Raw genomic sequence first — 23,946 nt, forward strand, 5'->3', positions numbered from 1 at the left:
TCATTTAAAGCCTTTAGTCTAAAGAAGCTAGTACGGAAAAATCCTCAAAATGTAGGGATAAAGACCTTGTAATAGTTAAATAGTTTAGATACGATTGCCACCTTAAGCAGCAATTTATACTCAGTTCTAAATCTCTTAAATAACTTTAAAATCTCTTAGGTAAAAATCTTTAGGAGGATTATTTATGGCAGAAGCTAAAATTGGTCTTATTGGCCTGGCAGTTATGGGTGAAAACTTGGCTCTAAACATTGAGCGTAATGGCTACCCTATCGCAGTATGGAATCGTAATGCAGACAAAGTAAATACTTTGTTAGAAACACGGGCCAAAGGTAAAAAATTTATTGGTTGCACATCAATAGAGGATTTTGTTAAAGCTATTGAAAAACCCCGTAAAATTGTACTTTTAGTAAAAGCTGGTGAAGCAGTTGATTGGACTGTAGCGCAACTTAAGCCTTATTTAGAAAAAGGCGATATTATCATTGATGGCGGTAATTCCTGGTATCACGATACAGAAAGACGCTCTCGTGAACTAGCAGCCGATGGCCTACATTTTATGGGTTCTGGGGTTTCAGGCGGTGAAGAGGGTGCATTATGGGGCCCATCCCTAATGCCAGGTGGCGATACAGAAGCTTATGAAAGCTTACGACCAATTTGGGAAGCAATTGCTGCTAAAGTCGATGACGGCCCATGTGTTACTTATATTGGCCCAGAAGGTTCAGGACACTTTGTTAAAATGGTTCATAACGGCATTGAATATGGCGATATGCAGTTAATTGCTGAAGCTTATGACATGATGCGCCGTTGCTTAAATATGTCTGCAAGTGAAATTGGAGACGTGTTTACAGAATGGAATAAAGGCGTTCTTAGCTCCTTCCTAATTGAAATCACTGGCGAAATTTTCAAATATGTTGATGAAGAAACAGGTAAACCACTTGTAGATTTAATTATGGACAAAGCTGGTCAAAAAGGTACTGGTCTTTGGACTTCAAAAGTAGCTCTTGATTTAGGTGTTGCTATTCCTACCATTGAATCTGCTTTGGTTGCTCGTATGATGTCTGGACTTAAGACCCAACGTATTGAAGCTTCTAAAGCTTTAGCTGGCCCAGAAAATAATGGTTATGAAGGTGATAAAGCTGCCTTTATTGCTGCTATTCATGATGCTCTTTATGCTTCTAAGATTTGTTCTTATGCTCAAGGTATGGCATTAATTAAATTAGCTTCAGATACCAATAATTGGAATCTTAACCTAGGTGAAATTAGCCGTATTTGGAAGGGTGGTTGTATTATACGCGCTCAATTCTTAGATAAGATTAAACAAGCTTATCAACGCCGTACAGACCTTCCAAACCTCTTATTAGATGCAGATTTCCGAGATGCTGTTAATGCTGCTCAAGCAGGCTGGCGCAAGGCTGTTACTACAGCAATATCATTAGGCGTACCTTGTCTAGCTATGGCATCTAGTTTAGCTTACTATGATAGCTATCGCTCTGAAAACTTACCTCAAAACTTAACTCAAGGCCAACGAGACTTCTTTGGCGCGCATACTTATGAACGTGTAGATAAACCAGATGCAGGCTTTATGCACACTGAATGGAGAAAGAAGGCTGAATAATGATACACCCTGAAGTAGAAAATCCGTTACGAGAAGAAATGCGTATGGAGCGCAAAGCTCCTCCCTGTGTAGTGGTAATTTTTGGGGCTTCTGGCGATCTTAATAAACGTAAATTAACACCAGCCCTCTATAGTCTTTACCAACAACACTTGCTCTCTAACGGGTTTGCTATGGTGGGTTTTTCCCGCACAAAAATGGATCATCAAGCCTTCCGGGATTTAATGACAGAAACAACCAAAGAATTTGGTGAAGGTGGAATTGGTGATCCTAGTGTTTGGGAAAGTTTTTCTCAAACACTTTTCTATATTTCGGGCGATCCAAACAATCCAGAAGCTTATCAACAACTTTCAGAGTTGCTAAATAATTTGGATCGTGAACATGGCACAGCAGGAAATCGAGTATTTTATCTTTCTACACCTCCAGAACTTTATACCCCGATTATTAAACAACTGGGCGCGGCCAAATTAAACCAAGCCGTTAGTCCAGAAAGTTGGGTTCGTATAATTATTGAAAAACCTTTTGGTTATGACCTACCTTCAGCACTTCGCCTTAATGGTGATGTTGGAATAGTATTTAATGAAGAACAAGTCTATCGTATAGATCATTACTTAGGTAAAGAAACAGTACAAAATATTTTAGCATTTCGTTTTGCTAATGGTATTTTTGAGCCTATTTGGAATCATAACTTTATAGATCATGTTCAAATTACTGCGGCTGAAGCAGTTGGTGCAGGTGATCGGGTTGGTTACTATGAAGCAGCGGGTGCATTGAGAGATATGATTCAAAATCATTTGCTTCAAGTATTTTCATTAGTTGCAATGGAGCCTCCAGTTTCACTAGATGCTAATGCAATTCGGGATGAAAAACAAAAAGTAATGATGGCTGTTTATCCTTTTGGGCATGATGAGGTTTCTCGTTTTGCTGTTCGAGGTCAATATGGTGCTGGTACTTCCAATGGAAAGGCTGTAGCAGGTTTCCGAGAAGAAATCAAAGCTTTTAATGAAAAAGCAAAGGGCATACATACAACGAAGAGTCAAATACAGAGACTTATGCTATGGTGCGTTTGATGGTTAACAACTGGCGGTGGGCTGGTGTGCCTTTCTTTATTCGCTCTGGTAAACGTATGCCTAAACGGGTTTCAGAAGTTGCCATTCAATTTAGGCGTGTCCCTCATTTACTTTTCCGTCAAACTAAAGCCGACCGTATTGAGCCAAATACTTTAGTAATTCGTATTCAGCCAGATGAAGGAATTACATTAAAATTTGGTGCTAAAATGCCTGGTCAAGCAATGCACATTCGAGAAGTAAATATGGACTTTCAATATGGAGAGCAATTTGGTCGTCATTCTCCAGAAGCCTATGAACGTTTGTTGCTAGATTGTATGTTGGGAGATCCAACATTGTTTGCTCGTCGTGATATGGTGGAAAAAGGTTGGGAGTTACTTACACCTGTTTTAGATGTATGGCGGGATGAACCTGCTAGTTTCCCAAATTATGAAGCAGGTAGTTGGGGGCCAGCCGAAGCAGACACCTTTATTTCACATGGCGCGGCTCATCGCCGTTGGCGAAAACCATAATAACCTATTTGGAAATCTCTTACTGCTAGCTTTTGGGCTAGCAGTAAATGTTTTCCAGCATCTTTTTAAGGGGGGTTTATGACTGCAAGCAATACAATAATAACAACAGACAATATGATGAAGCCTTTTGACCAACGTACAATTGAACGGGATATTAGAGAGCTTTGGAAAGAAAAAGAACAAGACGCTGCTAGTAAAAAAGCTACTATGCGTGCTTGTGTAAGCAACTTGTTGATTTATGAAGACCAGCAGGACGAAATAGGAAGTTTGACAGAAACCATAATTGATATTACACGTCATCATCCTTGCCGTGTAATAGTAATGTCATCACAACCTAATGCAATAACAAACAAACTAGAAGCAGGTGTTTCTGCTGTATGTAGCTATATTCCAGGCCGAGGCAAGCAAATTTGTTCTGAACAAATTATGATTAATGCTGAGGGTGATACAGTAAAACGTTTGGCTGCAAGTGTAATGCCGCTATTTGTTTCTGACCTTCCTGTAACTCTTTGGTGGCGTGGGATGCCGGTAGATGCCCAACCTTTTAGTGGGTTATTAAGTTGTGCAGATCGAGTTATTTTAGATTCTAGTTATTCTAATCGCCCAACTATTTTCTTATCTGTACTAGCAACATTAGTTCGAGAACGCTTTAAGGAAGTTGCTTTTAGTGATATTAATTGGTCACGTCTAACACAATTAAGATCACATTTAGCAGGACTTTTTGATGTACCAGACTTGCTTGCCTATTTACGCGACCTATCAAAAATAACTATTGAATTTCCTGCTGCTAAGGCTGATCAAGACCTAGCTTCTCCACAAGCAATGTTGCTTGTAGGCTGGTTTATGAGTCGTTTAGGTTGGGGACTTACCGAAGATATTTTACGCTCAAGAACTGGAGCAACTATCTTAAAATTCTTACGCGGTGAGCGTGAAATTACTGTAGAGATGATGCCATCAGCAAAATTAGTAGACCAAGACTTAAAGTTAACTCTTACCATGACAGACAATACAGGTTGGCAAGAAGCACGTATTGTAGTTAGTCGCAATTATGCCCAAAATGCTATTGAAACTAAGTTAGAAACTCCAACTATTTGTTGGTTAAAAAATGTTGCTCGTTATGAAATGCCAAAAGAGGCAGAATTAATCTTAAATGAATTAGAAATTCTTGGGCATGATGTTATCTATGAAAATGCTTTGGAATGTGCTGGGCAAATCATCGACAAAATGTAAGTTAACACTACGCTTAATATTCAAAACAAAACTAGTTGTGCTTTGTTTAGGAGAAAAATCAATGACGCATCTGGAAATTAAAGTTTGTAAAAACCAAGAAGAAATTTTTACTAAATCAGTAGACATGTTTATTGAAATAGCCAACCAAGCTATTGCTGCAAGGGGGCATTTTAGTATCGCGCTTTCAGGTGGTTCAACTCCGAAAGGTATGTACGCGCTACTTGCTAGTGATGCTTATAAAGATAAAGTTGATTGGAATAAAGTTTATCTATTTTGGGGTGATGAACGTTCGGTTGCTCCAGATAATGACCAAAGTAATTACAAAATGGCAAACGAGGCAATGATAAAAAAAGTGCCTATTCCAGCAGAAAATGTTCATAGAATGGAAGCTGAAAGACAAGATATAGAACAAGCAGCAAAAGATTATGAAGCTGCCATAAAACAAGTTATGCCTTTTGCCGATGGTGAGCAACCTTGCTTTGATTTAATTTTGCTTGGAATGGGTGATGATGGTCATACAGCTTCACTTTTCCCGCATACTAAAGCCTTATCAGAAAATACTAGAACCGTAGTAGTAAATTGGGTAGAGAAATTTAATACAAACCGGATGACTCTAACGGCTCCAGCTATTAATAATGCTCGAAATGTTGTTTTTATGGCAGCCGGCGCAAATAAAGAACAGCCCTTAAAAGAAGTTTTATCTGGTGCGCCAAATTCAGACCTTTATCCTTCTCAACTAATTCGTCCAACAGATGGAAATCTAGTTTGGTTGGTTGATGAGGCAGCAACAGGAAACAATAAATATTAAAAACTACTTAATTAACTTAAATATCTTAACAATAAAAGCCGACATTCGGCTTTTTGTTGTTTATAGACAACTCTAAATTCCTGCGTAATAGCTTGCTAAAGCTTCAACTAATTTGTAAGCTTGACGGTTAAAATTTTTAACTATTTTTGGGCAGTTTTCTAAACATGCAATCAAACACTTCAGAAGAAAATATCTTATTAGATATAGCTCCTTTTATTAGAGCAATTTGGAAACATAAATGGCTAATTGTGGGTTTATTGCTGCTGGCAGTTGCAGTAAGTAGTTTTCTTTATTATAGAGAAAAGCCTATTTATCAAGTGAGTGCAGATATTCGACTAGGGCGAGTTTGGAATGAACCTGTGGTTGATGCAAATGTAGCAGTTGAACTAGCTAATAAAACAGCATTTTTGCTTAGAGTAAATGAACGTTTAGAAAAAAAGAAAAATATTGGAGTGCTAACACGAGCAATAAAGGCTGAAAAATTAGAGGCTGGCAAAGGGCGAGCTAGATATGTTTATTTACTTAGATTAACAGTAAAAGCTGCAAATGCAGAACAAGCACAAGAGTTGATTAAAGCTGCATCTGAGCAATTAATTGCAGAAAGCAACCAGGCTTTTGAAAAGGCAATTACTGTTTATGAAAATAGAAAAAAAGAGTTAGAAGCTAAATTAACTTTATTAAATGAAAAAGCAAGCACTAGTCCTACAGAACTTTATGAAAAGCGTTTGGAACAAGAACTGTTAGCCCAACAAATAGCCGAAATAGAAATTAACAACAAGTCGCCATTAAAAACTTTTCCTAGTGCTTTAGCCGATGAAATTGAGCCTGCTAAATTAGTACAAGGCAGCAATATTTCTAAAATACTTTTAATAAACCTTGCTATTGCTTTTGCAATAGGCGTTTTACTTGCCCTAAGCCTAGAATTTGTCTTGCCAATAGTTAAAAAGGCTTAAAGTTTGGAGAACTTAAATTTTATGTTAGAAAAAAAATTAAAATTAATGTGTATTGTAGGAGCGCGTCCTAATTTTATGAAAATTGCTCCTATAATGGATGAAATCGCTCGTTGTAGGGATAAAGTAACAGCAGTTTTGGTTCACACGGGCCAACATTATGATGAACTGATGTCAGATGCTTTTTTTGCTGATTTAGAAATTCCCCGTCCAGATATTAATTTAGCTGTTGGTTCTGGCTCACATGCAGAACAAACCGCAAAAATTATGCTAGCATTTGAAAGCGTTGTCTTAGCCCAAGAGCCAGACTGGGTTTTAGTCGTCGGCGATGTTAATTCCACTATGGCTTGTACTTTGGTTTGTAGCAAATTAGGAATTAAAGTAGCTCATATAGAAGCTGGACTACGTAGTTTTGATAGAAATATGCCAGAAGAAGTTAATCGGCTAGTTACAGATGTTTTAGCTGACCTTCTTTTAACACCTAGCCGAGATGCTGATGTAAATTTGCTTAAAGAAGGAATTTCACCAGAAAAAATTAAGTTTGTTGGTAATGTAATGATTGATACTTTGTACAAATACTTACCAAAAGCAAAACATTCACAAATTCTAAATAATTTGGCCTTAACGCCTTATAGTTACGGCGTTGTCACCTTACATCGACCATCAAATGTAGATGATAAAAAAATTTTTCAAGGAATTTTAGAAGCTTTAGGAGCAATTTCTTCTAAACTCCCATTAGTTTTTCCAATTCATCCTAGAACTCGTGAAAGAATTAAGCAATTTAAGCTTGATAAAAAGACTAGCAGTTTTAACATTAAGTTTATAGATCCGCTAGGTTATTTAGATTTCCTCCAACTCTACAGTAATTCAAGGCTTGTACTAACTGATTCAGGTGGAATACAAGAAGAAACAACTGTTTTAGGTATTCCTTGTTTAACTTTGCGAGAAAATACAGAACGGCCAATAACAATTAAACAAGGTACAAATCATTTAATAGGGACTAAGCGAAAGAAAATAGAGCAGGAAGCTTTTAATGTCCTCTCACAACCAATAAATGAGCCAAAAAGACTAGAATTTTGGGATGGACAAGCAGCAGAAAGAATAATTGAAGAAATCATTGCTGCTAGTGGCTTAACTGGTTAATTGCATTTCTTAATTGATCCTGTGCATCAGGATTAGTTTCTTTTTCCAACATCTTTTTAAGATAAGGAATTGCTGATTGTGCTTTTAGTTGTGCCAAAATGTTAGCTGCTAGGAGTTTATTTTCTGGGTCAGAGAGCATATTAATAAAATAGGGAATAGGGTTTTTAGCGTTTTTTGATACACCTTCAATTGTTTGAGTTTGTAGATCGAGTGAAAATTTTTCTGAATCAAAAAACTCTATTGGGTATTGTTCGTCGATTTTATGAGTAAGTAAATTACCACTGCTTACAATTAATTTATTTCCAGACCATTTTTCTATAGTGATATAACTTGGGTAAGGGTTAATTGTCCAAATAGTTTTGCATTGTTGTCTAGTTATAAGTGCTGCTAAATCAACGATATCTAAAATGGGGTGTCCCTCTCCTACCGAGATAATTGCTAAAAACCGACCATCAGGAGAGGCTTTAATCTCAGAAACTTGAAGCATTGAGCTAGGTTCACAGTTTAACTTTTCTTGTCCATTAGCAGAATCTATTAACCACTCTGACCATAAATCAACAATTTCACTATCTTTAGTTTGTTGAAAAACATTGACAGTCAGTTGATATTGCTGACCCGCTAAGGTTACATTTTCCTTCCAACTAGCAAGCTTTTCTGTACTTGTTGATTGTGCAAAAACAGAAAAAGAGGAAAAGAAAACCACTATAAAAAAACAAAACTTTAACCAAGAATTTTTCATACAACTTCCAAAAAATTATTTTGTTAACGTAAAAGTTTTAAGCTAAAAGCAAAAAAGCCCATTAAAAAAGAAAAACTAAGTCTTGCCCAAATATCACCAAAAACCATATAAATAAACTTTAAGGCTACTAAATCTAGTAAAACTAATCCCCAAAATGTTGTCCAAGGCCATTTTTGAGCAAATCTAGTATTTGTAAGTAAAGTTCCTATAACCATTCCCAAAATAGCACTAATAGGTAGTAAGTAAAACTGTAAAGTTTTTATTGGTGGAAGCAGGTTGATAACAAAATTATTGTCCAGTAGCATAACAACGTTTTCCTAAAAATTTAGGCAAAGTATAGAATCAACCAAACTTTTCTAGCAAGCTAGCAATGCTAAATATATTGTTTTCTGAAAAATTAAGTAAATTTAATCCTAGTAACTTTTCTAGTCAAAGTGTTTTAGTAATGTTAGCATTACTCTTAACTATACTTAATGCTTTTCTTATCTACCAAAATAATTCTCAATTAGCTTTAGTCCTTTGTGCTTGTTTAGCAATTAGTCTTTTAAGCCAGAAGTTAGAATTTTTATTTTGTTGTTGGATAGCGTTTTCACCCTTGCTAGATTACTTAATCCGTTATCCAGATCAGCAAGCTTTTATTAATTGTGCGCGTGTTTTTGTGATGTTGCTAGCTTTAGGTACAGTTGCTCGGCTGGTAAAACAAGATCAATTAAAACTTAATCTAGGTCTAATGGAAATTTCTTGGCTTCTCTTTGCTACTTACACACTGCTAGATTGTTTGTTACATGGAAGTTTTTCTTTTTCTACATTAAAAATTGCTGTTGATGGTTTTTTACTACCTACAATTTTATACATAATTGTTCGACAAAGTTTTTCAATCAAAGAAATAGAAAAGAAAATACTGTTTGCATTAATTATACTTGCCTATTGTATTTTACCTATTGGAGTTTATGAATTAATAACAGGAATAGACTTATTTGCTTATCCAGGCGGTCAACTTATTTATGATGGTGTTATACGTCCTAACGGGCCATTTTTATCAGATAATTCTTATGCGTTGATTTCATTGCTTTTAGCTTTAACCCTAGCATATTGGCCTACGGTAGCAAAAATTTCTATGGCAAAAAAACTTGCTTGGCTTTGGCGCGGGGCGGTTGTAAGTGCTTTTTTAGCATCCTTAGTTCCACAATTTAGAGCAGTAATGTTAATGATAGTTATTTGCTTAATGTTAGGACGAGGGTTAAACTTGGGTTGGCGATCGCTTATAAAACCAACTGTCTTAGCAATTGTAGTTATAATAGCTGCAATTCCCGCTTGGCTAATTTTTAGTACTACAAAATTTTATGAGTCAAGAATTGCTGATTCTGCAAATATTTCTAGTAGGATTAATACCTATAAAAGAGCCTTAGAAATTGCTCGCAGTAATATTATACTAGGTGTTGGACTAGGTAATTATGAAAACTATTTTAATCAACGTTGGGCAATTAAAGAGCAACCAGAAAAAGAAAAACTTGGAGAACTTGCACAAAGCACCCCACACAGCAATTTTTTATCTGTATTAGCGGAATTAGGGATTCTGGGCTTTATGTTTTATTTACTGGCATATTTAGCTTCTTTTTACATTGCTTGGAAAGTAAGAAAATATAACAATAAAGTTGCTGGCACAGCAGTAATTTTACTAATTATAGCTTATACAGGAGTTGGATTTACTTTAACAAGTGGTTATTATCCAGATCTTAATTTATTTTTCTTTTCTTCTATGGGGATGCTATTAAAACGAGGTTTAGAAGATTTTCCAGCTACTTCTTAAACAACGCATCAAAAGCTACACGACCCGGACTAGCAGGTTCTTTAGTTGCTTTCTTTTGTTCTTGAGGCTGTTGTTTTTCTACAGAAACTTTAGTAGCAAATTGTAAACATACATTGCCCTCAGCCTTTTTAGCTACACGTATTTCAATGGGTTTTTGACATTCAAAACGCGCACCAGGGTCAAAATAGCGGCAATTTTTACAAGAATGTAGATCTTCACCACATTTTTTACATTGATCATTAAAAGCAATACTTCCAACTGATTCCACAATAGTAGAACAATTTGAACATCTGACTACTTCCATATATCTAGTTTCAATACGTGGAGAAGGGCGCGACCCATAACCAACTTCTTGTTTTGGACGCTCTGTTTTAGCAGATTCTTTTCGTTCACTACTTTCATCTTGCTGATAACCTTTTTGGCGGTACTTACGTTCCATAGAGCTTTCTCCTTAGTGAGTCGTCTAGTCAAAACTTTTATCTTTTATTGTTTGGGGCATCAATATTACTTATTTGGGTTTATTTCTTAGCTCGTTACCTTTTTCAGGTTGGTATTATTTGGTATTACAAGGATGGTTGCTAACAATTTGTAATATTTTATTAAGTAAAAATTTTGCGAGATTAATTTTTATAATAAATAAAACTGCCTGAAACTATAACAAACGAACTTTAGGAAAAGCAAATTATAACCAAAACAGACGCTAAATTTCACCTATATTAGCAAGTTTTTTCCAGATTCTATAAAAATAAAAAGAGTTAATAATTTAGGTTAAAAAACAACTTCTAAACACTTAAATTTTAATTGCCTTAAGCAAAATCTAAATATTTATTAAGTGTTTTTGGAAGCATTTTAGATGTGAGTTATCACGCTAAGTGTACCTATTAAATAGCTTAGACGCAATCAAAAAGATACAAATAGAGAAAAAATTTTCTTACTATTTTTATTCAGACTTTAACATACATATAATACAAATATCTTTTATACTTAAATATATTAGCATAATATAACTAACTTTGGCTAGTGTTAGCTCCAAACATTTCAAGAAGAAATTCAGAAGCTACCTGAGCATATCCATTGCGTAAATTAGCAGTAGTAAATACTAACTGTTCTTTAGCACGAGTTATTGCTACGTAAAGGAGTCGTCTTTGCTCAGTTAATTGATCAGGACTTTTGCTACCAATAGCATAAAAGCTAGGAATCATATTTTGTTCAAGTCCAGCTAAATAGACTCTGGTAAATTCTAGACCTTTGGATGCGTAAATGGTCATTAAGTTTACTGCGTTTCGTCGAGTTATGCCGTCTTGTTGTTGGTAAAGAGCAGCAAAATCCAGGAATGCAATAATAGATTTTTCAAGCGATCCAACCGTTGGATTTGGACTATCAAAACGAGAGACGATTTCATCAAAATGCAAAAAAGCTCCAAATCTATCTGCATTTCCATCACCTTCTCTTAGATGCTCTATTTTTGCTTCTTCTATATAAGCTCTAAGTAAAGTTACATCATTTCCTTGCTCAATTAGTCGTTCAAGCAGTGTTGCACTGGGTGCAGCTAGACGGATTAGACCCTCTTTAATTAATATTGCTTGGGAGTCTACCAAGCGATTATGTTCAATAATTGAGCCTGCTGCAACTAGATCTAAGCAGGATTCGCAAGCTGTTCGACGAAGACGCGAGGCATGTTCTTTTTTTAATGCTTCAAATACATCTACAAGTGACAAAGTATCATCATAGGCGCGATGACGCTGTCCCGTATCAATAGAAAATAAACTTGCAAGAGCATCTAAACTTGCTCCTCGATCTGGAAAAAGTCGGCTAGCCATTGGTAGAGTGTCAAAAGTACGGTTTTCTAGCCGTTTATTAACTTCTCTAAATTTTCTTTTAATACAAGGAAAATCAAAATTATAGCCATTATGCGCAACTAAAGTATCTTGTCCAATAAAAGCAAGAAATTTTTCTGCTATATCTTGAAATCCTGGAGCATTGATTAAGTCTTTTTCATTAATTCCATGAACTTTTTCTGCATCTGCTGCTATTGGACGATTAGGTTTTAACAGCGTATGAAACCTAGCTACAGGACTAGCATCACGTACCCGAATAGCTGCTATTTCAATTATGTCATTGTTTTCAATTTCTTTATCTGTTGTTTCAATATCCAGTGCTACATAATCTGGTAAAAACTCAGCATTTCCAATCCAGCTAGTAAGTTGACAAAGCTTAAAAAGAAGTAAGATTGCTGATGGCTCAAAACCTCGCTCAACGGCTGATAACTCTTCAGGATTAACTATAACTGCATTTATATTACGAAGCTGTTCACGAATAGCAGGACTATAATCTGTTCCAAGATAAATTATTGTTTGACAAGCTTTTATTGTGTCTGTTAGCAAATTTAATTCTTTACCATCTAAAATAATTAAAAGAGGGCCTAAAGCAACTAATTCTATTTTTGAGTCTGCCTTAGATTGGCTGATTTTTTCAATCTCATAACTATGTGCGCTATAAGCATTTATTCCAAGTGAACGTTTAAGCATTTCTATTGCTAGAAAATTAAGCTGTGAATTACTTGCAGCAATTAAAACTACTTGAGCAAAAGCCCTTGCCTGATATACTGCTCGTGCTGCATCCCGCATTCTATTATAAGTAATAGGGTCTGTTAATTGATCTACTAGCTTAGTTAAGGTTAAAACTTCTTGATTACTTAAAGAACTTAAAATATCTGCAAACAGGTCTGATAAACGTTTTCCGGGTATATCTTTTATAGACATTAAATTAGAGATCAGGCCAATAATTCTATCTATTTGTCTACGTTCCTGATCAGGAATGCGGGTACTTTTCCGAAAGCGATCTAGAGAGATACGAAAGTCTGCCAGGTGTTCTTCTAATTGAAATGCTTTAAGCCTAGTACTAGTAACTTCGTCTACTTCTCTACAAACAAAATTTTCTAAACTAAACTGGTCTTTAGGGTTATATAAAACACGCAGTAAGCTCATTGCGCGAACAATTTCTAATTGGTCAAAGCAAGAGCGTCCCTTTACTAATTGACAAGCTATGTCAGCTTTCATAAATTCACGTTCTAAAAATTCGCCTACTGAGTGACGTGCATAAAGCACAGCAAAATCAGATAAAGATAGATTAGGATTTTTTTCTAGCTGTGTTTGTATATCTTTAATAATAAATTCTGCTTCATCAAAATCATTAGCAAAATGTTCTAATCTAATAGCAGGTAAATCCAAAGACAAATTTGCTTGAGTAGCTTTAATATTTTTTTGTGTAAGGCGAGAGTGTTGAGATATTAAATGTTGTGCTTGGCTTATAATTTCTGGTCGAGAGCGATAATTTTCTGTTAGCACTATGATATTATCTCTAGCAAAATCACGCAAAAACAAATCTATATTAGTAGGGTTAGCACCTCGCCAAGAAAAAATTGACTGGTCATCATCAGCAACTACAAATAAGTTTTGATGGTCGCTTACAAGTTGCCTTAAAATTTCATATTGTACTCGGTCAGTGTCTTGAAATTCATCAACTAAAATAGCATCAAAAGCCTTACGATAACGGCTTAATATTGCAGGGTTTTCAAAAAATAGACGTTGCGTTAGAAAAAGAATGTCATCAAAATCTATTAAGGCATTTTTCTTTAGTTCGTTATCGTAGCGTTTTTGTAGTTGTTGTTCTAAGGCAGTAAGAGGTTTACCCTCATTTGGATTAAGACGTGAGCCAGACAAACGGGAAATTAAATAGCGCATATGCCGTTCACCAGAAAGCATTGGAGCAATACGCGCTACAATTCTTAGTTGGCAATCTTCATCTGCAATAGTGAAATGCTTAACTAGTTTTACCTTCTCATGGCATTCACGTAAAACACTTATGCAAAAAGCATGAAAAGTGCTAACTTGAAGGCTCATTGCTTGGTCTTGAAGAGTAGCTTTTAACCTTTCACGCATTTCTTCAGTAGCTTTATTTGTGTAAGTTACTGCTAGCAATTTATCAGGACGTAAATGATAATGGTCAATAAGTGCTGAGATTCTAGCTATTAAAGTGCGTGTTTTACCTGTGCCGGGCCCAGCTAAAACTAGCCAAGGGCCAAGCGGAGCATAAGCAGCACGCTTTTGCATCTCATTTAGCTGATTAAGTATCTCCACGTAGCAACACCTTACAGGTAATTAAAATAAGGTAATTTAATATTTATATTTAAGTACATTGTAAACTAAGTAATGTAGCAATTTTATATTCTTAACTCTTAAGCCCCAACGGGGCGAAATAACTGTAGTCTAGGGCATAAGCCCTAGGACATAATAGTTAAGCATTTTTAAGCCCTGAAAGGGCGACATAGTCTTTTAATGTTAAGAAACAACTCTGTCGCCCCGCTGGGGCTTAAGAGAATATTACATTATCATACGTAGGGTTTACACCCTACGCTACGTATCTGTCGCCCCGCTGGGGCTTAAGATTAAAATATCAGTAAATTTAATTTACAGTGTATTAAGTTTAGATATGATTTCGCCTATTTATTGTAAGTAAGCAGTTGATTGAATGCAATAGGCTAGCGAAAAATAGGTGAGTGTAAAGGTTTTAATTAATATAACTATAAAAATTGCTCTAGTGAAATAACTTATTAATTTTAAAAAATTCTTTCTACTCTTTTTAATGACAACTACTGAATTTTTGGATATACTTTTGCGCGATGTGGACACTAAATATCCTATTTTTTCTAGCAACAGTAGTTACTATTTTATTATCTCGGCATGAAATTCGCCGTTATACAGACGCACGCATTGCAGGGACGGTTCTGGATGCTGACAGGCGGCGTTTTACTCGTCGAATGGTTGGGACAGGTGTTTTAACTATTGTGCTTGCAATGACTTACTTTGGTTATACTAATAAAGAAGCCTTTATAGGCCATCCCTGGTTTTTTGCCCTCTATTGGCTTAGTTGTATTGTACTTGCCCTATCATTAATTTTTCTTGCCATAATGGATATTCGCGCTATTTTTCGTCAAAGTGTTAGTCAATACCTAAATGAAGGTAGTGAATCGGAACGCTTAGAAAAGTTTTTGGCAAAGGAACGAGAAAAAGCAGCACAACAAAAAGAATAATGCTTTTATCAAGGTGTCTGCTAGGTAGTCTCGATTTTAATCGCTTACTGCTCTACAATAGCCAATTCTATATAGTTTGGTGAAATGGGGACATTGGTAATGGAAAAAGAAAGAGAATTAATAATTATAGGTTCTGGGCCAGCAGGGTTAACAGCAGCTATTTACGCTGCACGAGCTAACTTAAAGCCACTTGTTGCAGCCGGCGAACCCGTAGGTATAAACCTTCCAGGCGGTCAATTAATGCTTACCTCAGAAGTAGAAAACTACCCAGGTTTTCCAGAAGGAATTGACGGCCAAGAAATGATGGGAAAATTCTTTGCTCAAGCTGAACGCTTTGGCACAGAAGTTATTAAGGAAAATGTTACCCAAGTAGAATTTAAAGATAAAGGCCCCTTTCGTTTATTACTTGGTAAAGAATGGTATATTGCTAAATCTGTAATTTTAGCAATGGGTGCTACTGCTCAATGGCTAAATGTTCCTGGGGAATATAAATTAAGAACTTCTGCTGGCGGAGTTTCTGCTTGTGCTACTTGCGATGGGTTTTTCTTTAGAGGTAAAGAATTAATTGTTGTTGGTGGCGGAGATACAGCAGTAGAGGAAGCAGTATTTTTAACTAAGTTTGCTACTAAAGTAACAATGGTTCATCGTCGTGATAAACTTCGCGCTAGTCAAGTAATGCAGCAACGAGCTTTAACTAATCCCAAAATAGATTTTCTTTGGAATTCTGCTTTGACTGAATATTTAGGCGATAAATCTATAGAAGCTGTTCGTGTTAAGAACTTAGTTACAGGTGAAGAAACTGTACGCCCTATAGGTGGGGTATTTGTTGCTATTGGACATAAACCTAGTACAGATTTTCTTAAAGGTGTAATTGAACTTGATGAACAAGGTTATATTGTTACTAAGCATAATGTTGAGACTAATATAGAAGGTGTTTTTGCTGCTGGAGATGTTCATGATAAACATTTTCGCCAAGCTATTACAGCAGCAGGTTTTGGATGTATGGCTGCTATTACAGCAGAACGATGGCTAGAAGCACAAAAGCTAGCTTAAGTAATTTTAATAGATAAAATTTTAGAAAATAAAAATCGGGTGGATAAATAACACCCGATTTTTTTATGTATTGTTAGTTTATAGCTTATGACAAAATCCTTAGAAGTAATAGAAGCAATTTTGGTGATTTCTCCACATCCTGATGATTTAGAAATTGCTATGGGAGGGACGGTAGCCAAAGAAATTGCTCAAGGTAAAAAGGTAATTTCTATAGTTTTAACTGATGGGCGACGTTCCCAACGCTCATTTGTTTGCAGTGATGAAGAGATAGCAAAAATTCGTCAGCAGGAAGTTAGAGAAGCTGCACAAGTGTTGGGAATAAGTAAGTTATATAATTTAGAACTAGAAGATTTACATACATCAGAAAATCAGGAAAAATTAAATAAACAATTATCAAAATTAATAAAACAATATAAGCCTAAAGAAATTTATCTGCCTCATCCAGAATTAGATCGTCATCCAACACACCAACTAGCAGCAAGACTAGTTTTTAAGCTAATAGAAGAATTAATAAATAATAATAAAGACAATGATTTAGCTACAGTAAAAATTTGGGCATATGAAGTTTGGGGACTTTTTGCTAATTGGGATTTAGAAGTAGATATTAGCGATTTTGCAGAAAAAAAACTTGCCGCTATCAACTGCCATAAAAGTCAAATAAAAGATCTTGCTTATAGTGAAGGTGTGTTAGGCTTAAACCGTTGGCGTGCTGTATTTAGCAATCCTCATAGTATATCTAAAACGACCTACAAGGAAGTTTTTATAAAATTAAAATAACAAAAGTAAAAAATCAGCTAGAAAAAGTTTCTTTTCGCTAGTTTACACTTGACGCATTTGCCCAAGTACAGAGATTATTTAATTTCACCCCAAGAAAAATCCTTAAATTAAATTTATATGGAGTAAAAATGGCTACAGATAAAAATGAGCTATCAAGTAATGTCGCATTTAAGCCTTATATCAGTGCCAAAGAAATAATTGCAGAAATGACCCCTAGAGCTTTGCTTTTAGGAGCATTATTTGGCATTTTATTTGGTGCTTCGTCTGTATATTTAGCATTAAAAGTTGGTTTAACTGTTAGTGCTTCAGTACCAATTGCAGTGCTTTCTATTACGGTTTTACGCTTATTTGGTCGAGCAACAATTTTAGAAAATAATATTGTACAAACTACTGGATCGGCTGGTGAGTCAATTGCAGCGGGTGTTGTATTTACTTTGCCAGCATTACTTATATTAGGACTAGATTTAGATGTAACACGAACCTCATTAATTGCTCTAACAGGCGGGTGTTTAGGTGTTTTGCTAATGATACCGCTTAGACGTTCATTAATTGTAAAAGAGCATGGAAACCTAGCCTACCCAGAAGGCACAGCTTGTGCTGAAGTGCTGGTAGTAGGTGAAAAAGGCGGCACAGATGCTAAAACCGTGTTTTTAGGTTTTGGTGTTGCCTTCTTTTACAAACTTCTTATGGTCGGTGCTAGATTATGGAATGAAGCCCCAAGTAAAGTATTAGGTTGGTATCAAAATGCTCGTATTTCTGCGGAAATTTCTCCTGAACTCTTGGGAGTTGGTTATATTATCGGGCCAAAAGTTGCTTCTCATATGGTTGGCGGCGGTATGTTAGCAGCACTAGTAATGATTCCTACCGTAAAATTTTTTGGTGCTGGCTGGGTAAATCCTCTTTTTCCAGAATCTGTTAAATTAATTGCTGATATGAGTGCTGGAGAAATTCAAGATCGTTATGTTAGATATATTGCTGCTGGTGCTGTTGCAACAGGTGGTGTTATTAGTCTACTTAAATCACTTCCAACAATTGTTAATGCACTAAAAGCTAGTGTAAATGATTTTCGTGGCATTCAAGACGTAGGTGGTCAAGAACGTACCGCAAAAGATATGCCTATTGCTTATGTTGGAGTTGGCATAGTCGTTTTATTAGTAGCTTTAGTTCTATTACCACAGCTAGAAATAGATATTATTTCTGCTGCATTAATTTTAGTATTTGGGTTTTTATTTGTAACTGTTAGCTCTCGTATTACGGGCCAAATAGGTGCTTCATCTAACCCGATTTCAGGTATGACAATTGCTACATTGCTTTTTACTTCATTGATTTTCTTGATTTTAGGTCGTGCTGGTGCAGAACAAAGAATAGTTGCTTTAACTGTTGGCGCAATTGTTTGTGTTGCAGCCGCTAATGCTGGTGCAACCTCTCAAGACTTAAAAACAGGCTTTTTAGTTGGTGCAACACCAAGAAATCAACAACTAGGCTTATTAGTTGGTGCTACAACTTCAGCTTTAGCAATAGGTCTAACCTTAACGTTCTTTAATAATTCAGCAGTAAACTTGTTACCTGTTTATTATCCAGAATTTAAGATTCCAGCAGAGCAAAAAATTGGTGAAGTTTGGAATGATACTATAAAGCCCGAAGATGGAAAGACTTACCGTACTTTAAGTTTACCTGTGGAATATGGAGATGGTAAAGGTGGCAAAGTTGCAGCAGGAAAATACTTAGTTGATGACAAGGGCGAACTACATTTCTTTGTTAATCCTGGTGTAGGTGGTGAAACTAGCCAATTAATTAAACCTAATGCTGAAGTTGCAGCCAAGACTTTTGTTGAAGGAACGGATGCAGGCGTTAAAAAAATAGGCCCTGCACGTGGTTTAGACGATAAACTTTATAGCTTGGTTACAGTCACACAAGCAAACAATCCAACAGAACCTCTAAAAGTATTAGTTGATGATGCAGGAAAACCTGCTTATGTGATTGATGGAAAAATTACTAAATATCCTGCTCCAAAAGCTGCTTTAATGGGAATTTTAGTTGATGGAGTGTTAACACAAAGACTTCCTTGGTCACTTATTTTAATAGGTGTTTTTATTTCCTTAACTCTTGAAATGATAGGCGTTGCTGCTTTACCTGTAGCAGTTGGAATGTATTTACCAATATCTACTTCTTCAACAATTTTTGTTGGTGGTGCTGTTCGCGCACTTGTAGAAAGAGTTCGTCGTCGTGAAGGTCAAGGAGAACAAACTATGGTAGAAGAAGAAACCGGACGAGGCGTGTTATTTAGCTCAGGTTTAATTGCTGGTGGTGCAATTGCTGGGTTAGCTTATGCTTCTTTAGCAATACTAAAAGTAAGTGACTCATTTGCTATTGGGCCTAAGATTTTAGGAGAACATTTAGCAGAAAATAATATTATCGCCTTAGTTATATTTGGCTTGTTGGCAGGCTTGCTATTTATGGTAGCAAAGCAAAATAGCAATCAAAGTAAGTAGTTAAAGCAATTAAAGTAATAAATGAATCTACTTTATAAGTTATTGAAAATAAAGAAGAATCTTTGATGCTCTGTAAGGGTATATGATAAAAGCCCAGTGATTTATCGCTGGGCTTTTATTTTTAATGTAGAGCAAAATAAAATAACCAGAAAGCTTAAAACTTTCTGGTTATTTAAGGGTTTATCTTTTTTAAGAATAAATAAGGTTACTTGACGGAAGCAGTATCAACACGGAAGGTTGTGATAAGGCTGCTGTCAGTGGCAACACGGAATTGAATGCGGACGGTTTGACCAGCAAAGCTAGCTAAACTAAAGCTTCTTTGTGTATAGGCAGTAGAAGAAGCAGTTTTGTTTAAGTTGCTAAATGTTCCTAATGTGCCAAGTAAAGCTCCTGATGTACTACGAACTTCAACAAACAATCTATCATATTGAGTTGTAGTTGTAGTTTCAGCAGATGTTACATTAAGGAAGAAAGTTAATGTTTTACCTGCACCACTTGGGAGTGCTATTTGTTGATATGTTTGGCCTGTTACGCTATTTGCGCTGCCAAAATAAGCATATCCTGTTCCTAAGTGTGGTGAAGCTCCATTTGCAATATATAATGCTCCGCTTCCACTTCCTACCCAAGGTGTTAAGCTGGTTTCAAATCCACCATTAGTAAGTAATTCTGTAGCACCACCAGCATTAACGGTTAAAGTAACAGGAACGGATAAAGGAGAATTTGTAGCACCAGTTGCTGTAACTGTAATTGTTCCATTATAAGTACCTGCGGCTAAACCACTAATATTTACAGAAGCAGTTGTAGCAGAAGGAGCAGTGCCAGTAGTTGGGCTAAGTGTTAACCATGCAGCGTTATCACTTACTGACCAGTTTAATGTTCCAGTTCCAGTATTGCTAATATTAAGAGCTTGATTAGCAGGGGTTGCGCCACCAGCAGTAGCAGTAAAGCTTGAGGTTGTTGGGCTAACTCCTATAGTTGGATTACTAGCAGGAGGGTTAACGGTTAAAGTTACAGGAACAGATAAAGGGGAATTAGTAGCACCAGTTGCTGTAACTGTAATTACTCCATTGTAAGTACCTGCGGCTAGACCACTAATATTTACAGAAGCAGTTGTAGCAGAAGGAGCAGTGCCAGTAGTTGGGCTAAGTGTTAACCATGCAGCGTTATCACTTACTGACCAGTTTAATGTTCCAGTTCCAGTATTGCTAATATTAAGAGCTTGGTTAGCAGGGTTTGCGCCACCAGCGGTAGCAGTAAAGCTTAAGGTTGTTGGGCTAACTCCTATAGTTGGGCTACTTTGGGTTGCTGAAGCATTATAGACTACTAAAGCAAAGTCTTGGTCTGTAGTGTCAGCATTACCTGGAACGCCATCACCAGCAATGTTAGTGCCTCTAACGGTTACTGTAAAATTACCAGAAACGCCAGCAGGTATAAATACTGATTCAGAATTATTTCTAATGTCGGCTGTGCCACCTGTAACAGAGTTTGCACCAGAAAAAACATTGCCTCTATAAGTATTACCATTTATTGTTACTTCTAGGTCAAGGTTATTTACCCAAGGTGCGCCAGTTGTTGGCCCGGGTGCATCTGTCCAAGCTAAAGTAACGCGGAAAGGTTGGCTGGTGTTAGCAACAGAACCAGTCACTTGGACAGTTTGGCCTGTTGTACCTAAAACTTGATTTTGGTCAACTAAAATGCGGGATACACCATCAAAAGCGCGTCCCAAGTTCATTCTACCCATACCTTGGTTATTTGAAGGTAATGTATCATTAGCTCCAACACCTGTCATATGAGTTGTAGAGTTCATTAAATAAGCTTTGACCATAGCTGGGCTTGGAGCAGCAAGAGCTTTATTAAGGAAATCTTGATAAACCAGTGCCGCACCACCAGCTACTGCTGGACAAGAATGCGATGTACCACTTGACCAACCGTAAAGTGTTTGGCCTGATGGGAAGAATTGATTACAAACACTACTACCATCATAGTTTGATTGTGGAATACCTGCTTCAATGTGTGTTCCAGGAGCCATAATGTCAGGTTTAATACGGCCATCACCACCACTGGAGTTAATTGGCCCGCGGCTAGAAAAGCTGATGATATCATTAAGATTATCTGCGCCCGTATTACCTATACCACAACCATCATTACCAGTTTGGCGGAAGTTTTCACCTGCACCAACAGTAATTATATTTTTAGCTGTTGCTGGACTACCTACAGTATTAGCTCCACTACCATCATTTCCAGCAGCAAAAACTACTGTTAATTCTTGTAGTCCAGTAACACCTGTTTGAGCATCTCGAACAATGCGGTCAAATTCTTGCGCACTAGCGTTGTAACGGCGGTTAGTTGAACCAATGAAACCCCAAGAGTTGCTAGAGATTCTTGCACCTTGTCCATAGGCAGTATTTTCCCAGTTTGTTGGAGTAGCAGCAGCATCACCAAAAATAGCTGTAACACCTAATCTAGCATAAGGAGCAATACCTAGGCCATAATTATAGCCGCTAGCATCTTCAAAAGCTGAGCCTGTGCCAGTATTTAAACCACCAACAATATGTGCATTTAAGAATCCATGTCCGCCTTGTACGGCAGGTTGTGCTGTAGGATTGTTTTGGAACACAATTCTTGTGTTTGGCACATCAGGATGACCAGTAAGAGAAGCAGAGTCATCAACTACGTTTACAGCAAAAGAACCAAATTGACTGCTAGTAAAACCTTTGCTGGTTAACCAGGAAAGATAACCTGGGCCACTTGGAGCATTACCAGAAATATTATTAGCTAAAATTTGTCCTTGGGCTTCATCTAAACGCTTTCTTTCAGTTCGTTCTTCAACAGCAAATACATTATCCATATGAGCAATTTGGGTTAATTTGCTGGAATCTATTTTAATTGCTACGTTGTGATAATTAAGAACTGGTTGAACAAAAGCTACTTCATTTGCTAAAGCTTTTAATTCATCAATAGTTGCTTGAGCATCAATTCCATCTACTACTTGAATAGTAACATCTACTAAATTATTAGTTGGTAACTGGCGGATTGCTCTTAAATCAGGTGAAATACGGAAAGCAGGCTCATAAGCTCCAACAAATTGCACAAATTGATTTTGTTTTAGTATTTGTGGCAATGTTTCTGCTAAAGAAAGATTAGCTCTAACAATATAAGCATTTGATGGAATATAAGAAATAACATCAACACCTGATAATTTTAAGTTGTCTAACCATTCATCTTGTATTGGGCCAACAAATTGAACAATATACATTGCTGAATTATTAGGTCTAGCATTTTGACGAATAGCTGTCGAACTATTATCTTGGCGTAGTTCTGTTGGCAGTAATTTATAGGTTTCGTCAGGGTTTTTTGTATTTAATATATAACCATTTAAAGGAATTAAATCTTGATCGTCACGTATTGCAACAGATAAGTTTTTTAACTCTTGTTTTCCACCTAATGAATTTTCATCAACTATAACTAACTTAAAAGAACCATACTCAATTTCTTTAGTAATAGCACCTTTAGAAAGTAGTTGTTGATAAAGTTCTTGATCTTGACTGCCAATAATTAATTTATGTTGGCTACTTTTATCATTAATATAACTTTGTGGCAAAGCGTCTACTACAGGAGTAGAATTAGTAAAATCTTGTTGTAATTTATTCTTAGACTGCTTTTGCATTGTTGCTGTGGGTACAAAGAACACCAATGCCATTAAAACGCTAAATATTAAAAGCGTTAAACGCTTCATAGATAATTTTTCTCCTCTTAAAATTTCCAAATTGATTATTAGTTGAAAGTGAAGCTAAAATGGTTTTAGCTGAAAATAGAAAAATACTAGTTTATATTAAGGATCTTTTATTACTTAGACAAGTGTATTTTAATAAGTTTAAACGAGTGGTAACAAATTCCAAATGAATGGGTTTATCATCATTTAAAAGAATAATAAACAGAATAAAACAAACTCTAATTTGTTTCTAACTTGTAAGTATTTAAGCGGGCATAATTAGCCTGCTTTTTTTATATGATGGTAAAAATTAATAGTAAAAATTAATAGTATACTAGAAAGTAAATATCCGGCAGTAACATCTGTAAACCAATGCGCCCCAAGATAAATCCTTGAAGCACCAATGGATAGAACTAAAAAGGCGGGTAGCAATATCAAAATTATTTTCAATGGTAAGTTATTGACTTTTTTGTAGATTACAAAACATAAAAAACCATATAAACAAACATAGTGCATTACATGACCTGAAGGAAAACTTAAGGTTTGTTCATTAACTAAAACTTGGACGCAAGCTTCACTTGCTGGGCGTGGACGAGCAATTAATAACTTAATTACTGCATTAGTTGATTGGCCTACAGAGGTAATTAGTAAAAGTAGTTTTGCTTCTAAGCTTTGTTTAACAAAATGAAGTAGGGCTGTAAACGTTAGTACTAATGCAACGGCAACAAAAAAATTATCTCCTAAAAAGGAGATTGTGCGCATAAAAAATTCTAGATTTACATATGCTTGTAAGGAACAAGTAACTAATATATCTATATTTAGTGGTTTATGTTGATAGGCAAGGCTAGCTAACACAGAAAAAAAAGCTATACCTATTATTGAGTATACTTTTTCTAGTAAGTGAAACTGCTTAATTATAGCTTTAATAGATGCTAACATAATTACTTAATTG

At 36.1% G+C, this 23,946-nt stretch carries 16 protein-coding genes and 1 pseudogene; 11 read left to right on the top strand and 6 right to left on the bottom strand.

The window, feature by feature from the left end:
* Positions 1-184: 184 nt before the first annotated feature.
* The 6 genes and pseudogenes from gndA to wecB all read left to right on the top strand — a co-directional run bounded on the left by gndA (position 185) and on the right by wecB (position 7,319).
* The gene (gndA, locus tag IPK14_22990) at positions 185-1,612 is read left to right on the top strand and encodes an NADP-dependent phosphogluconate dehydrogenase (protein MBK7996136.1); all 1,428 of its coding nucleotides are present in this window, start codon (positions 185-187) and stop codon (positions 1,610-1,612) included.
* Positions 1,612-3,188 (top strand): annotated as a pseudogene (zwf, locus tag IPK14_22995) (glucose-6-phosphate dehydrogenase). Before gndA ends, zwf begins: the two are co-directional and overlap by 1 nt.
* Before the next feature lie 78 nt (positions 3,189-3,266).
* Positions 3,267-4,418 (top strand): glucose-6-phosphate dehydrogenase assembly protein OpcA, encoded by a 1,152-nt coding sequence (locus IPK14_23000; protein ID MBK7996137.1) that lies wholly within the window; start codon positions 3,267-3,269, stop codon positions 4,416-4,418.
* Positions 4,419-4,479: 61 nt separating this feature from the next.
* Positions 4,480-5,226, top strand: a complete 747-nt coding sequence (gene pgl / locus IPK14_23005; protein ID MBK7996138.1) for a 6-phosphogluconolactonase — start codon at positions 4,480-4,482, stop codon at positions 5,224-5,226.
* Between the two features lie 164 nt (positions 5,227-5,390).
* Positions 5,391-6,179, top strand: coding sequence for a hypothetical protein (locus tag IPK14_23010; GenBank protein MBK7996139.1), 789 nt, complete (start codon positions 5,391-5,393; stop codon positions 6,177-6,179).
* Between the two features lie 21 nt (positions 6,180-6,200).
* Positions 6,201-7,319: a UDP-N-acetylglucosamine 2-epimerase (non-hydrolyzing) gene (gene wecB, locus IPK14_23015; protein MBK7996140.1), complete on the top strand. Its 1,119-nt coding sequence runs from the start codon at positions 6,201-6,203 to the stop codon at positions 7,317-7,319.
* Here the strand turns inward: wecB and IPK14_23020 are convergent.
* Positions 7,300-8,058, bottom strand: coding sequence for a hypothetical protein (locus IPK14_23020; protein ID MBK7996141.1), 759 nt, complete (start codon positions 8,056-8,058; stop codon positions 7,300-7,302). The genes wecB and IPK14_23020 overlap by 20 nt on opposite strands.
* A 23-nt stretch (positions 8,059-8,081) precedes the next feature.
* Entirely contained in the window at positions 8,082-8,363 is a 282-nt protein-coding gene (locus tag IPK14_23025) for a hypothetical protein (GenBank protein ID MBK7996142.1), read from the bottom strand.
* 65 nt (positions 8,364-8,428) lie between these two features.
* Between IPK14_23025 and IPK14_23030 the strand changes: the two genes are divergently transcribed.
* Positions 8,429-9,868 (top strand): O-antigen ligase family protein, encoded by a 1,440-nt coding sequence (locus tag IPK14_23030; protein MBK7996143.1) that lies wholly within the window; start codon positions 8,429-8,431, stop codon positions 9,866-9,868.
* Here IPK14_23030 and IPK14_23035 read toward each other — a convergent pair.
* Complete coding sequence (locus IPK14_23035) at positions 9,858-10,307, bottom strand: hypothetical protein (GenBank protein ID MBK7996144.1); 450 nt, start codon at positions 10,305-10,307, stop codon at positions 9,858-9,860. The two genes, IPK14_23030 and IPK14_23035, sit on opposite strands and share 11 nt — an antisense overlap.
* A 568-nt stretch (positions 10,308-10,875) precedes the next feature.
* Entirely contained in the window at positions 10,876-14,007 is a 3,132-nt protein-coding gene (locus IPK14_23040) for a UvrD-helicase domain-containing protein (GenBank protein MBK7996145.1), read from the bottom strand.
* Between the two features lie 542 nt (positions 14,008-14,549).
* Here IPK14_23040 and IPK14_23045 point away from each other — a divergent pair.
* From IPK14_23045 to IPK14_23060, 4 genes are all read left to right on the top strand, one after another.
* Positions 14,550-14,960, top strand: a complete 411-nt coding sequence (locus tag IPK14_23045) for a hypothetical protein (GenBank protein ID MBK7996146.1) — start codon at positions 14,550-14,552, stop codon at positions 14,958-14,960.
* A gap of 84 nt (positions 14,961-15,044) precedes the next feature.
* Positions 15,045-16,013, top strand: coding sequence for a thioredoxin-disulfide reductase (gene trxB, locus IPK14_23050; protein MBK7996147.1), 969 nt, complete (start codon positions 15,045-15,047; stop codon positions 16,011-16,013).
* A gap of 87 nt (positions 16,014-16,100) precedes the next feature.
* Complete coding sequence (locus IPK14_23055) at positions 16,101-16,790, top strand: PIG-L family deacetylase (GenBank protein MBK7996148.1); 690 nt, start codon at positions 16,101-16,103, stop codon at positions 16,788-16,790.
* A 128-nt stretch (positions 16,791-16,918) separates the two neighbouring features.
* The gene (locus IPK14_23060) at positions 16,919-19,282 is read left to right on the top strand and encodes an oligopeptide transporter, OPT family (GenBank protein ID MBK7996149.1); all 2,364 of its coding nucleotides are present in this window, start codon (positions 16,919-16,921) and stop codon (positions 19,280-19,282) included.
* Between the two features lie 205 nt (positions 19,283-19,487).
* On the opposite strand, the gene IPK14_23065 is transcribed toward IPK14_23060, so the two are convergent.
* Together IPK14_23065 and IPK14_23070 are read right to left on the bottom strand one after the other, a co-directional pair.
* Entirely contained in the window at positions 19,488-23,018 is a 3,531-nt protein-coding gene (locus IPK14_23065) for a S8 family serine peptidase (GenBank protein ID MBK7996150.1), read from the bottom strand.
* A 255-nt stretch (positions 23,019-23,273) separates the two neighbouring features.
* Positions 23,274-23,933: a phosphatase PAP2 family protein gene (locus IPK14_23070; GenBank protein ID MBK7996151.1), complete on the bottom strand. Its 660-nt coding sequence runs from the start codon at positions 23,931-23,933 to the stop codon at positions 23,274-23,276.
* Positions 23,934-23,946: the final 13 nt, after the last annotated feature.

This window comes from Blastocatellia bacterium, assembly GCA_016713405.1.
In the GTDB taxonomy this organism is placed as follows: Bacteria; Acidobacteriota; Blastocatellia; order Chloracidobacteriales; family JADJPF01; genus JADJPF01.

Coding starts and splice junctions, on each gene's coding strand:
- pgl (MBK7996138.1), top strand. CDS start 4,480: ATGACGCATCTGGAAATTAAAGTTTGTAAAAACCAAGAAGAAATTTTT.
- IPK14_23000 (MBK7996137.1), top strand. CDS start 3,267: ATGACTGCAAGCAATACAATAATAACAACAGACAATATGATGAAGCCT.
- IPK14_23030 (MBK7996143.1), top strand. CDS start 8,429: ATGCTAAATATATTGTTTTCTGAAAAATTAAGTAAATTTAATCCTAGT.
- IPK14_23045 (MBK7996146.1), top strand. CDS start 14,550: ATGTGGACACTAAATATCCTATTTTTTCTAGCAACAGTAGTTACTATT.
- IPK14_23010 (MBK7996139.1), top strand. CDS start 5,391: ATGCAATCAAACACTTCAGAAGAAAATATCTTATTAGATATAGCTCCT.
- gndA (MBK7996136.1), top strand. CDS start 185: ATGGCAGAAGCTAAAATTGGTCTTATTGGCCTGGCAGTTATGGGTGAA.
- IPK14_23060 (MBK7996149.1), top strand. CDS start 16,919: ATGGCTACAGATAAAAATGAGCTATCAAGTAATGTCGCATTTAAGCCT.
- IPK14_23055 (MBK7996148.1), top strand. CDS start 16,101: ATGACAAAATCCTTAGAAGTAATAGAAGCAATTTTGGTGATTTCTCCA.
- wecB (MBK7996140.1), top strand. CDS start 6,201: ATGTTAGAAAAAAAATTAAAATTAATGTGTATTGTAGGAGCGCGTCCT.
- IPK14_23065 (MBK7996150.1), bottom strand. CDS start 23,018: ATGAAGCGTTTAACGCTTTTAATATTTAGCGTTTTAATGGCATTGGTG.
- trxB (MBK7996147.1), top strand. CDS start 15,045: ATGGGGACATTGGTAATGGAAAAAGAAAGAGAATTAATAATTATAGGT.
- IPK14_23025 (MBK7996142.1), bottom strand. CDS start 8,363: ATGCTACTGGACAATAATTTTGTTATCAACCTGCTTCCACCAATAAAA.
- IPK14_23070 (MBK7996151.1), bottom strand. CDS start 23,933: ATGTTAGCATCTATTAAAGCTATAATTAAGCAGTTTCACTTACTAGAA.
- IPK14_23020 (MBK7996141.1), bottom strand. CDS start 8,058: ATGAAAAATTCTTGGTTAAAGTTTTGTTTTTTTATAGTGGTTTTCTTT.
- IPK14_23035 (MBK7996144.1), bottom strand. CDS start 10,307: ATGGAACGTAAGTACCGCCAAAAAGGTTATCAGCAAGATGAAAGTAGT.